Annotated in this window: 10 protein-coding genes; 7 read left to right on the top strand and 3 right to left on the bottom strand. The window is 46.7% G+C overall.

Going from position 1 to position 12,552, the window contains the following annotated elements; all coding sequences use genetic code 11:
• Positions 1-539: 539 nt before the first annotated feature.
• The 4 genes from fur (at position 540) to AC50Y5_RS19345 (ending at position 7,082) form a co-directional block, all read left to right on the top strand.
• Positions 540-1,022 (top strand): ferric iron uptake transcriptional regulator, encoded by a 483-nt coding sequence (fur, locus tag AC50Y5_RS19360; RefSeq protein ID WP_056041400.1) that lies wholly within the window; start codon positions 540-542, stop codon positions 1,020-1,022.
• Positions 1,023-1,217: 195 nt separating this feature from the next.
• Positions 1,218-2,369, top strand: coding sequence for a response regulator (locus tag AC50Y5_RS19355; protein WP_056041403.1), 1,152 nt, complete (start codon positions 1,218-1,220; stop codon positions 2,367-2,369).
• 113 nt (positions 2,370-2,482) lie between these two features.
• The gene (locus AC50Y5_RS19350; protein WP_494863036.1) at positions 2,483-4,951 is read left to right on the top strand and encodes a putative bifunctional diguanylate cyclase/phosphodiesterase; all 2,469 of its coding nucleotides are present in this window, start codon (positions 2,483-2,485) and stop codon (positions 4,949-4,951) included.
• A gap of 25 nt (positions 4,952-4,976) precedes the next feature.
• Entirely contained in the window at positions 4,977-7,082 is a 2,106-nt protein-coding gene (locus AC50Y5_RS19345; RefSeq protein WP_494863035.1) for a putative bifunctional diguanylate cyclase/phosphodiesterase, read from the top strand.
• 23 nt (positions 7,083-7,105) lie between these two features.
• On the opposite strand, the gene AC50Y5_RS19340 is transcribed toward AC50Y5_RS19345, so the two are convergent.
• The 3 genes from AC50Y5_RS19340 to AC50Y5_RS19330 form a co-directional block, all read right to left on the bottom strand.
• Positions 7,106-7,366 (bottom strand): cysteine-rich CWC family protein, encoded by a 261-nt coding sequence (locus AC50Y5_RS19340; protein ID WP_494863507.1) that lies wholly within the window; start codon positions 7,364-7,366, stop codon positions 7,106-7,108.
• Between the two features lie 56 nt (positions 7,367-7,422).
• Positions 7,423-7,575 (bottom strand): DUF1540 domain-containing protein, encoded by a 153-nt coding sequence (locus AC50Y5_RS19335; RefSeq protein WP_074905010.1) that lies wholly within the window; start codon positions 7,573-7,575, stop codon positions 7,423-7,425.
• Between the two features lie 162 nt (positions 7,576-7,737).
• Entirely contained in the window at positions 7,738-8,073 is a 336-nt protein-coding gene (locus AC50Y5_RS19330; protein ID WP_494863033.1) for a DUF1904 family protein, read from the bottom strand.
• Positions 8,074-8,205: 132 nt separating this feature from the next.
• Here AC50Y5_RS19330 and AC50Y5_RS19325 point away from each other — a divergent pair, with 132 nt between their 5' ends.
• The 3 genes from AC50Y5_RS19325 to AC50Y5_RS19315 all read left to right on the top strand — a co-directional run bounded on the left by AC50Y5_RS19325 (position 8,206) and on the right by AC50Y5_RS19315 (position 12,498).
• Positions 8,206-9,579 carry an aldehyde dehydrogenase gene (locus AC50Y5_RS19325; RefSeq protein WP_494863031.1) on the top strand — a complete coding sequence of 458 codons (1,374 nt, stop codon included), beginning with the start codon at positions 8,206-8,208 and terminating at the stop codon, positions 9,577-9,579.
• A gap of 374 nt (positions 9,580-9,953) precedes the next feature.
• Positions 9,954-11,735: a cache domain-containing sensor histidine kinase gene (locus tag AC50Y5_RS19320; RefSeq protein ID WP_494863029.1), complete on the top strand. Its 1,782-nt coding sequence runs from the start codon at positions 9,954-9,956 to the stop codon at positions 11,733-11,735.
• Complete coding sequence (locus AC50Y5_RS19315; RefSeq protein WP_494863027.1) at positions 11,710-12,498, top strand: response regulator transcription factor; 789 nt, start codon at positions 11,710-11,712, stop codon at positions 12,496-12,498. The genes AC50Y5_RS19320 and AC50Y5_RS19315 overlap by 26 nt, the downstream gene beginning before the upstream one ends.
• Positions 12,499-12,552 lie beyond the last annotated feature (54 nt).

The following is a 12,552-nucleotide window of genomic DNA, read 5'->3' as shown; positions in this document are numbered from 1 at the left end:
GTATAAAGTGATTTTGTTGTATCGTCTGAAAGTCCTTTTAACTTCCTATAAAAGTAATTATATGTAATATCAGGGATAATGAAAGAGGAAAATTTAATAGCGTTATAGCTATGAAATGTCGCTTCTATTGTTATTATCGGTTTTGTGCTAAAATTGGATTTGTGAAATGACTAGCTGATGCTGCTAAATGCACTATTTTGAAAGCATATTAATGAAATGGGAGCATGTATTGAATATATTCTGAATGGAAGTGAAGCTGGAGAAATAAGCTCGTACCGTTGTGGACAAGCTAGGCTGGTGATTTATATTATACAGCGTGAGCTGTGATTCAAACAGTAGCAGTGCTAAAGAAAACGATGCCTGCTGCAACGACTTATTGGCTGTTCAGCATTCCTTTTGGAATCCGGCATGGCAGTGTTTTGGCTGTCCAAAGCTAGTATGCTTGCTTTTTTGATATATCTATAATAAAATTAAGATGATAATGATTACAAATTGAGAAATGACAAGCCGCAGGACGATGCAAAGGAGGCTCATGAGCGATGAGCGAACTGGACATTCAAATGGATAATATTAACCAGCAGCTGAAAGCGAAGGGCTACAAGCTGACGCATCAGCGCGCAATGACTTTAAGAGTGCTGCTGGAGAACGAGCAGGACCATCTCAGCGCAGAGGACGTATATATGCTGGTCAAGAAGTCATACCCGGAAATCGGACTGGCGACCGTTTATCGGACGCTTGAGCTGCTGACCGAGCTGCATATTGTAGAAAAAATGAACTTTGGCGATGGCGTTGCCCGTTTCGACTTGCGTGACGCCAGCCAAGAACATATGCATCACCATCTGATCTGCGCCAAGTGCGGCGTGCTGAAGGAAATTCAGGAGGATTGGCTGCTTGAGCTGGAGCAGCGCGTACAGCGCGAATTCGGCTTCACGGTTACCGACCACCGATTGGATTTTACAGGCATGTTCCAAGGCTGCAACGCCGGCGATTGCAAGCGAGGCAAAGATACGAAAGCGAGTTAATTGCTCATTTTATGGAGAAATGCATGCATAGAAGCCAGCCATTGGGCTGAAAAACGCTGATTCCACCAAATAAAGGTGATTCAGCGTTTTTTTTTACTGCATATTTTTATTTGGTATTGATAATAAGGCTTAGTAAACCGTTATATAGGTATAGGACTTGCGGCTTAAACTACCAGTTAAGAAGGTGACAAAAACATGAAGACTATATTGGTAGATAACGAGCCTCTTACGCTCAAGCTCCTGGAAGAGGAGTTAGGCAAAATTGGGGGCATTGATGTTGTGGGAAGCTTTTCCAATCCTGAGCTGGCGCTTCAGCATATTTTAGCCGATCCTCCGATCGCTTTATTTTTAGATATCGATATGCAGGAGCATGGCGGGATGCAGCTTGCAGAGCAAGTGATGCAGCAATTTCCAGAAGTTATGCTTATTTTCCTGACTGAGCAAGAGAAATATGCGGTGAAAGCATTCGAGCTTAGCGCTCATGATTATATAATGAAGCCATTCAGCCATGAGCGGTTGTGCATGACGGTTGAACGGCTATTAAAGCGGGCTCGGATTGCTCCTCCTGCTGTGCTGCCGGCTTCTGGACCAGCTAAAATGATTCACTGCTTTAGATCGCTGCGAATCGGGCCGAAGGGCGATGAGAGCGCTACGCTCAAATGGAAAACCTTGAAGGCGCAGGAGCTTTTCGCCTATTTGCTGGAGCATCGCGGGAAGCTGATTCGCAAGCAAGATTTGCTGGATCAGCTGTGGCCGGAAATCGAATGGCGCAGAGGCACCTCCCAGCTGTATACAGCGATTTATCAAATTCGGCGAATCATGCGTGAAGAGGGTGTCGGTATCCGAATCGTTAACCGTGATGAGGGCTACACGCTCGATTTGAATGGCGTACTGCTGGATACGGAGGAGTGGGAACGGAAAATCAAGAGAATCCCTCCGTTAACAGATGAAACATTGGAACAGCATCAGCAGATGCTGGAAATGTATCCTGGCGACTACTTGCTGGAATATTCGTATGAATGGGCCGAAAGGGAGCGTCGGCGGCTTCGCACCGTATGGCTGCGCCATGCCCAGCACATTGCCCAGCATTTTGATTCCATTGGCAATGAGGCAAAGGCGGCCCAGCAATATTTGCTCATTCAAAAACAGCTGCCCTCCGAGGAGCAGATTTATTTTGATCTGATGCGCTTGTATGACCGAATGAATGAGCGGTTTGCTGTGCAGCGGCAATACGAACAGCTGCTGAAGATGCTGAGGCAGGAGTTTGATGCCGAACCGCTGACATTGGTACAGCAATGGTACGAGCAATGGCAATACAAGCATAGCCAGCGTTTGTCGGCGCAATAAGCGAAAGGCCATTGCATAGCTGCTCCGTCTATACGAAGATTTTTAATCTTTCATTATCATGGACTAAATTTACTGAAAATTCAAATATTTACCAACTGAAAAGAGGGAAAGAAATGGGGCATCTCCATGGCACCTATGATAGCTCACTGATTATTTTCTCCTACATTATTGCAGCACTAGCGTCGTTTGCAGCTCTGGATCTGGCCGAGAAGGTCGGCATTTCCGGTGGCCGCAAGCGCTGGCTGGGTATTACGATTGGCGCCGTTATTTTGGGAATGGGCATTTGGTCGATGCATTTCGTCGGCATGATGGCCTTCTCCCTGCCAATCGTCGTAGCCTATGACCTGATCGTTGTACTGCTGTCCCTTCTCGCCGTCATTGTGGCCGCATTCATTGCGCTGTATGTCATTGGAAGGGATGAATTGAAAATCGGCAGGCTGCTGGCAGGAGGTTTGCTGCTGGCCACCGGCGTGTCGGTTATGCATTTTGTAGGCATGGAGGCTATGCTGATTCAGATTCATTATGATCCGCTGCTGTTTCTGCTTTCTATTTTTATTGCGTTTGCCGCATCTGTTACCGCTTTATGGCTCGTATTTTATTTCCGTAAAACGAGCAAGCAGGTCATGCTTTGGAAAAAGCTTAGCGCTGGCATGATCATGGGAGCGGCTATTGCGGGCATGCATTACACCGGAATGATGGCGGCAACGTTCAGCTCGGAAATCAAAACGGCGATCTTTTTTGAAATGGTGCTGGCTACTAAGCTGCTTGCTTATGTCATTATTGCTGGAACACTGATTACGTGCATGATGTCGCTGGTCGTTCTGTTTATCTCCAAACGGCTGGAGAGCAAGGAAACGCAGCTCGATGAGCATGAGAAGTGGTACAAGTCATTGTTCGACAACAATTTGGATGGCATTATTTCGGTTAATATTCAAGGCCAGATTATTGGCTTCAATCCAATGGCACTCGAAATTACAGGTCTAAAAAGCGAGCAGCTGCTCAATCAGCCTATAAATCTGCTTTTGCCCTATATTACGCCAGACCAGCTTGAGCATACAGTAGCGATGTTTACGAAAGCTTTTCAGGGCGAGGCTCAGCGTTATACCTCTGCCATCTTGCGAAATGGAGAGGAGCGCGTAGATATTAGCGTTGTAAGTGCTCCGGTTGTTGTAGGCGATGCAGTTGTAGGTATTTATGTCATCGCCAAAGATATTTCAGAGGAAAAGCAGGCGGAGGAAAAGGTAAGGTATTTGGCGTTTCACGATGAGCTGACAGGCTTGCCGAATCGCAGAATGTTCAATCAAGTGCTGGATGAAGAAATTGAGAGACCGAAGCCGACAAGCGAGGCAGCAAGGGAAGACGATTCTGTTTTCGCTGTAATGGTGCTTGATATCGATCGATTTAAAATGATTAATGACTCGCTCGGCCATTCTTATGGCGACCTGTTTCTTCAAGAAATGGGCAACCGAATCAGCAGAAGTGTAGAAGGTTATAATGTGATGCTTGCCAGAATGGGCGGTGATGAATTCACCCTGCTGGTGCCTCATTCTGATTCAGGCATTGTGACGGAAATTGCCGAGAAAATTATTCATGCGATCCAGCTTCCCTATCGTCTCAAGGAAAGCGACTTTTATGTATCGGCCAGCATCGGCATCGCCTTATATCCGCAGCATGGGACGGATACGAGCCAATTGCTAAAAAATGCAGATACGGCAATGTACGAAGTGAAGAAAAAAGGAAAAAATGGCTTTCAGTATTATTCGGCCGAACTCAACGACAAGCTGCGCAATAAAATCGAGCTGGAAGGCGACTTGCGAAAAGCGGTGGAGCTGGGCGAGCTTGAGCTGTATTACCAGCCCCAGATAAGAGCCGAGGATGAGCACATGATTGGGGTCGAGGCACTCGTCCGCTGGAACCATCCAACGAAAGGCGTGCTGTCTCCAGGCATATTTATTCCGATTGCGGAGGAGACGGGCATTATTTACGAGCTGGGGACCTGGGTGCTCCGGGAAGCCTGCCGTCAAATGCGCAAATGGCATTTAGCGGGCGGGCCGCTCATCCCAGTCTCGGTCAATTTATCCTCCCAGCAATTCCATCAGCCTTATTTGGCCGAATACGTGAAGGATATTTTGCGGGAGACGGGGCTTGAGCCGCATTTTTTGGAGCTGGAAATTACCGAAAGCATGATGATGGACGCCTCGGTATCGACAGCGATTTTGAACCAGCTCAATGATTTTGGCGTGCGAATTAGTCTCGATGATTTTGGAACGGGCTACAGCTCGCTTAGCTATTTGAAGATGTTCCCGATTCACAAGGTGAAAATCGATCGTTCCTTTATTCGCGATATTACGGAAAATGACAACGATAAGGCGATTGTATCCACCATTATTTCCATGGCCCAGCATTTAAATATGGAGGTTATTGCCGAAGGCATTGAAACGAAAGCCCAGCTGGACATTTTAACTGACAAGGACTGCGAGAAAATACAAGGCTATTATTTCAGCCGTCCTTTGTCCGCTATTGATGTAGAAGAGGAATTTTTCATACCTGGTCGCCAAGAGAAAACAGCATTTCATTCCTGATTCAACAGAGAGCGGAGGTGATAAGGTGGACTATTGGAAGAAATCTTTGCCGAATATGTACAAGCAGTTTCCTGAGCCGATCATTACAATCGGAGAAAATGGCGTCATTCTTCATATGAATGAGGCTGCTAAACAATATCAGCGGGGGGCTATCCGCGATTTGCTTCCGGGAGCCAGATTGTCAGAGCTGAGACGGATAACGAAGGAGGAGGGCGCAAGGCTTGAGCAATTTTTGAGCCGGCCAGATGGCACCTGTTCGGAGCGTCATTTTTTATATTTTGACGATTCGGAAGGGGGAGTTATCAGTTGGGAGCTGTACAAGCTCCCTTATGATGCCAGCAACAGCAGCTTAGGCAGCCATCTTCTCATTCGGGATCGTTCGGAATCGATTAGGCAGCAGATGGAAAGCGAGGCTATTAGGGCGCGTTACAACGAGCTGCTAGACATATACTTAGATCCGATTGTCATTCATCAGGACTCAAAAATTGTTTTCATCAACCATGTGGCTGAGCAGACGATTGGCGGGAGCAGTGAACAGCTGCTTGGCCAGAATATTTTTCGGTTTATTCATCCTAGCGATTGGGACAATGTAGCTAAGCGCATAAAAATGATGTATAAGACGAAGCAGCGTACCAATATTAAAGAAATTCAGCTTATTAGCTTTCGCGATGAGGTTTTTGAGGTTGAAACGATGAGCAAAATGATTGACCATAACGGCCGTCCAGCCGTATTGACGATCATCCGCGATAATAGCGCCCGAAAAAAAGCGGAGCGTGATATGATTCACCAGGCTTTTCATGATTCTTTAAGCGGTTTGCCGAATCGCTCCCATTTCAACCAACAGCTGTCGAAAATGATTGAGCGAAGCAGTGCAAGTCTTAGCGATGGGAGCAAGCAGGTTTCCCGTTTTGCCGTTATGGTACTTGACCTTGACCGTTTCAAAAATATTAACGATTCACTTGGACATGCCTACGGGGATGTGTTCCTGAAGGAGATGGGCTGTCGTATTCAATCTTGTGTAAGAGACAGTGAAACTTTAGTAGCCAGAATGGGAGGAGATGAATTTACGTTATTAATTAATCGCTTTCAGGATGAGCAGCAGCTCGGTCTGCTCGCAGGAAGGATTACCGCTGCTATTCAGCAGCCCTACCGACTGAAGGACAGCGATTTTTATACGACGGTCAGCATTGGAATTGCCGTCTACCCTGACAATGGACAGGATACGGTACAACTGCTCAAAAATGCCGATACCGCGATGTATGAAGTGAAGCGCAACGGTAAAAACGGATATCAGTTTTATTCGTATGAATTTAATGAGCAGCTTCAGCTTAGGCTGGAACTGGAGAGCGAGCTGCGCAAGGCGATGGAACGCGAGGAATTTAGATTGTACTACCAGCCGCAAATTAGCTCCATTGACAATAAGATGATTGGCGTCGAAGCGCTGATTAGGTGGGAGCATCCAATAAAAGGCATAATCTCGCCTGGTGTATTTATTCCGGTAGCTGAGGAAAGCGACTTGATTTACAGCATTGGCGAGTGGACGATGCGCGAGGCTTGCAGGCAGATGAAGAAGTGGCATGATGAGGGCTTTTTTTTCGCATCGGTATCCGTCAATTTATCGGCAAGACAGTTTCTTCAGCCAAATCTGGTTCAGCAAATTCATGTTATTTTAGAAGAAACGGGGCTTGATCCGAGCTTTCTAGTGCTGGAAATTACCGAGAGCATGATGATGGACGCCTCGCATTCCATTGGAATATTAAATGAATTAAATAGCTGCGGTGTTAAAATCAGCCTCGATGATTTCGGGACGGGCTACAGCTCGCTCAGCTACTTAAAGCATTATCCAATATATAAGCTGAAAATTGACCGTTCCTTCATCATAGATATTACAACGGATGAGAGCGATCAAGCGATTGTCGCCACGATTATTTCCATGGCCAAGCATTTAAAGCTGGAAGTAATCGCGGAAGGGATTGAAACGAAGGAGCAGCTCGATTTTCTAACCAGTCATGACTGCAAGGAAATTCAAGGCTACTATTATTGCCGTCCGCTGCCGGCTCAGGTGCTGGAGGAAAAGTATTTAGCGATCCAAGAGGAAAATGATGGCATATGGGGCGAATTGAAGCATTAACGGCAGTTTGGTTGTGGCAGCGTTTAATCCAATTGAAGGTCGGCTTTAGCTTGTAGGACACAGTTTTGGCAGACGCATGACTGGTTGCGCTGTGCAGGCGGAATTTGTTCAAGCAGACTTTGTGGAACGCGCTCCCGGAAGCACCAGCAGGAGTGGGGCACTTGCCCCGCTTCTATGGCGCAGCCACCCGGTCCGCCGCATAATGGGCATTTTTTCAAGGCGGTAAGCCCCTTTCCTCTAAGGGTAAAAAAAATTTCTATAAAACACTTGATAATAATAATCATTATTGGTAAAATACATAAAGAAAGAAGGGACCGCAACATCCCTTCCATCAGATCAGTTATTTCGTTTCGAAAGTTCGGCAATCTGTTTCGCTAGCTTCGTGTGCAGCATCTCTGCTATTGCTGACGATATAGATTGATGAAGCGCTGCATTTGTTGTCATCTACCCAATGACGGCAAGAGTCGACTTCGCACAATACGTCTTTAGCCATTACTATCACCTCCCATGGTTAGTAGTCGGTGCACAAATATAAAGCTTATTGACCTCTTATTGGCGTAAGGGGTTATTTGTGCTTTGTAGATAGTTACCCGTCTATCTTACCAAATGAAACCATCATTTACAACCTGTCCACTCCTGCAGCTGGCCTGATTTATCAGGATCTGAAAGGCTTGCCCTCTATGTAATAAGCATTCTCGCTGTAGGTACGAAAGGCGATTTCTGCTTCCGCCAACTCAAGCCTCTCCATGTAACGGTGAACAATAGCGGCAAAGCGGTCCCGAACCTCCTGTCCGCGTTCAAACCAGCCAATTTCAATAAAAGGAAACGAACAATCATCGGCAAGTCCTCCATAAATGGAAGTGGTTGCGAGGCACTCTATAGTGAAATTATCTACTCCGCAATCACAGAGGACAGCGAGCTCTTGAACAAGCTCAGGCGCGATGCTGCGCAAGCTAGGTGCAGGCACACCGCGAAATAATAAATGAGGCATATGAAAGTTCTCCTTCTAGTTCGTCATTTTAAATTGCATAACTTGCAGTCTACTATAAAGCAAGTTATCTTTATCTTAACAGAAATTCCTATTTAGCGGGGGTTCATTGCAAGGAAAGGATGTTGGACAACGATGGCAATAACGGTGGCTGAAGTCGTTGCTAGGCAGCGACAATGGTTCGAGAGCGGCAAGACACGCTCGGTTGAGGCGCGCATTCAGAAGCTCGAAAAGCTGCGCGAGGTGATGCAAAGGCATGAGCAGAAGCTGCTTGCAGCTTTAAAGACGGATTTGAATAAATCGGAGTTTGACGCGTATGCGATGGAGCTTGGCCTCATCTATACGGAGTTTAGGCATACGATTAAGCATATAAGAGGCTGGGCGAAGCCAAAGCGCATTAAGACAGCAATGACGCATATTGGCAGTACGAGCAAAGTCATTTCGGAGCCTTATGGCGTTGCAGCCGTTATTGCGCCATGGAACTATCCGGTCCAGTTGGCGCTTGTTCCGCTTATTGGAGCGATTGCAGCAGGCAATACCGTCATTTTGAAGCCTTCGGAGCTGGCGCCGAATGTTGCGGACTCCCTGGCAGGGATCATAGCAGAAGCCTTTGAGCCGGAGTGGGCTGCGACAGTACTTGGCGATGCCGAGGTTAGCACGGAGCTGCTGGCAGAGAAGCTTGATTATATCTTTTTTACCGGGAGCGTTGGCGTTGGCAAAATCGTAATGACGGCAGCTGCCAAGCATTTGACGCCGGTAACGCTGGAGTTGGGTGGCAAGAGCCCCTGCATCGTGCATAAAGATGCGAATTTGGCGCTTGCAGCGAAGCGGATTGCATTCGGCAAGTTTACAAACGCTGGACAAACCTGCGTTGCACCGGATTACTTATACGTTCATCAAGAAGTAAAGGAACGCTTCGTCAAGCTGCTGAAGGCTGCGATTGAAGAGCTGTATGGCAGCGAGCCGCTCCATAATGACAGCTACACGCATATTATTAGCGATCGGCACTTCGCGAGGCTTGCCAGCTTTATGAACGACGGGCGCATTATAATTGGCGGAGACAAGGATGCTGCGCGCCGGGTCATTGCGCCAACGGTACTGGAAGGTGTGGATTGGCAGGCGCCAGTTATGCAGGAAGAAATTTTTGGCCCCTTGCTTCCGCTTATGACGTTTCAATCGATTGAGGAGGTTATGTCGGCCGTTGCCGCGCGTTCGCATCCGTTAGCGCTGTATTTGTTTACAGAGAGCACGGAGGTGCAGCGCCGGATTACGAGGGAGCTGTCGTTTGGTGGCGGCTGCATCAACGATACCTTAATGCATATGGCATCGCCGCATTTGCCGATTGGCGGAGTGGGAGACAGCGGCATGGGCAGCTATCACGGGGAGAAAACCTTTTATACTTTCTCTCATCAGAAAAGCTTGCTTAAACAAACAACGCGCTTTGATATGCCTTTCCGCTATCCGACGTCCAAGTGGGGCAAGAAGCTGATACGCAAGCTGCTCAGATAATTGCAATCGTAAAGCCTCCTGAATTTTAGGAGGTTTTTTTAATACTACGAAAACGGTACTGTTCTAAAGCGATTTGCAAAATAATGATTTCTCTAGTCAAAAATGTTAGCGGAAATCGGTTTTAGAAGCTATACAATATTCGGAAAGCAAACAGAAAATTTAAACCTTGTAATTACTGTATAATTACTCTCTATATTAAATTTATGGAAAACAAAGTAGAATATACGAACAAACAATAGGATGAAAAAGAGGTCGTATCGTGAAGCTAACTCCATAGCATTTTTTGAGAATCAGCTAAAATTGCAGCAAGCCCCTATTAGTGACGGCTTATTCAAGTAGTTTCGATAAAGTAACGATAGAAAGGAATGTATCTCTTGAAGAAGCTAGGACAGTTGAATACGCTGCGCAATCAAATATTAATTGGATTTATGCTTGTAATGGTTATCGTGCTGGCATCGGTCGGCTACTTTACGTATGGTCAGGTATCCGTGCTCTTGCGAAACAGTGCGGAGAAGCATATTCAACAGACCGCCGTTCAAGCTATGGGGAAGCTTGATGTGCTTCTGGGACAAATCGATACGCTTACTGCGCAGGTGGCTACGAATGCGTCTATTCAGCGATTATTGACAGAGGAAATGTTTGGCAATACGATCCGCTTTGAAGAGCGTCAGTCGCTGCAGCAGGAAGCGCGGAAATATGAAGCGTATGTCACGGGGATCCGAGCGCTTGAAATGTACAGCAGTGATTATAGAAGGCTGTTTCCGCTAGATGACATTAGTCTGGAAAGCCGGGTGCCGAAGGAGTGGATTGACCAAGCAGATAACGGCAAAGGTCGCTTGGTATGGCTTGGCTTTGACCCACAGGATTCAAACGTTGTCATTGCTATTCGCCATATTCGCTTAGTGGACCGTTCCTTCATTCATGCTGGCTATTTGGTCGTTCATATTGAAAAAAGCTATTTTGAGCTTACAAATGCCGTAGCGGAAAATGAGAATGAAACGCGGGAGCATATGGCTTTATTTGATGGAGCGGGCCAAGAAATTTTTTCGGATTTAGCTGTGGATGCAAGGGAGGAAAATATTCTTGATCATGGTGGAGAAGCGATTACGGTGGGCGATGAATCGTATATAGCGATTGAGCAGCAATCGAAGGAAACGGGGTGGAAGCTGGCGATATTGACACCTGTAAATTATGCAACGGCAGGCATTTCAGTTCTACGGACTGCTATTCTTGTATCTGGTGCGGTCGGGGGGGTGTTGTTTCTGGTATTGAGCTTTATTTTGTCAACGATGATTACCAGACCGATATTAAACTTGATTAAAGCGATGCGGGGTGCTAGATTTGGCACGTTGAAGGCGAACCCGAATACCTCCTCAACTATGGAAATCAATGAGCTCAACCATACATATAACCAAATGGTCGATTCCTTGAATGAGCTCATTGAGGTCGTCTACCAGAAGGAAATTATACAGAGTCGAGCAGAACTGAAAGCGCTCCAAGCCCAAATTAATCCTCATTTTCTGTTTAACACATTGGAAGCGTTCTATTGGGAGCTTGATGATAAAGGGGAAGAGGACCTTGCGAAAGTCGTACTTGCCATGTCAGGCTTGTTTCGTTATGTAATCAACCGAACGGAAGATGATGAGTGGGTTACGATAGGTGATGAATTGGATCATGCGGAGCGTTATTTAAGAATTATGGAGATGCGAATGGTGGACAGACTGTCGTGGCGAATAGAGGCGGCAGAGGCGTGCAGAACTGTACCCGTGCCCAAACTATTAATCCAACCGCTCGTAGAGAACGCTATCTTGCATGGAGTCGAGCAGCGAGTCGGGCCGGGAACGGTCGTCCTTCGTGCCGAGCCTTCAAATCGGGAAGGGTTTATGCGAGTAATGATAACGGACGATGGACCGGGTATGGATGCCGCCGCAGTAGAGTCTCTTCAGGCATTCATGAAAGAAGGTTATGGGAGCAGCAATAAAGGTACAGGTGTTGGCATGTCAAATGTGGAGCGAAGATTGAGGCTTTATTATCATGCGGCTGGAAGCGGGCTGAGTATTGAGAGCGAGCCTGGTCGCGGAACATCCGTTACGTTTGAAATACCTGATAGATTGGAGGGGAATGGAAGAGATGAAGACCATCTTAGTCGTGGATGATGAACCTAGAACAAGGCAGGGGATTCGTAAAACGCTGGAAGCGTGGTCCTGCGGCCGGCATCGGATCGAAATGGCATCCAGCGGGGTGGAAGCTTTAGCTTGGTTACAGCAAAATGAAGCTCATCTGCTTGTAACCGATATTAGAATGCCGGAGGTGGGTGGCCTGGAGCTGGTCGAACGATTAGGCGATCTGACACCTCCCCCTGTGGTTATCGTTATTTCCGGGCATCCTGAATTCGATTACGCTCAGAAAGCGCTCCAGCTTGGGGTCGTCTCTTATTTGCTAAAGCCATTAGTTAAAGAAAAATTAGTGCAGGCAGTCGAGCTGGCTTTGAAGAGGGAAGAAGAGATAAGCAGGATGGTAAGAATGCAGAAACTTTTTGACCCCAAATTACTGGGGACGGTGCAAGAGGAGAAGCAGTACAGCATTCAGGTGCGTGAAGCGCTGCGCCATATTGATGATCATCTGAGCCAGCAGGTAACCATGCGTGCAGTTGCAGACCATTTGCATATGAATGCGAGCTACTTCAGCGTTCTATTTAAAGAGCAGACAGGTCTAACCTTCAGCGATTATTTGAGTCGCAGACGAGTGCAGCGGGCTAAGGAGCTGCTGGTCAATACGAGAGACTCTATAGCAGAAATTTCAGAGCAGGTGGGCTACCAAACAGCAAAATATTTTGTCAAAGTGTTTCGTTCCATAGAGGGCACTAGTCCAAGGCAGTATCGTCAAAGCGTCTCTAATTCAGAAAAAAGTATCCAATAATTATGGTATTACTCCCAATGCTTATGTCCTTACGGCTTGCGAACAGTATTGCTA

The sequence above is a fragment of the Paenibacillus sp. JT22N7 genome, from assembly GCF_059383875.1.
The sequence above is the reverse complement of the archived record's forward strand: the minus strand, read 5'-3'. Positions and strand labels throughout refer to the sequence as shown.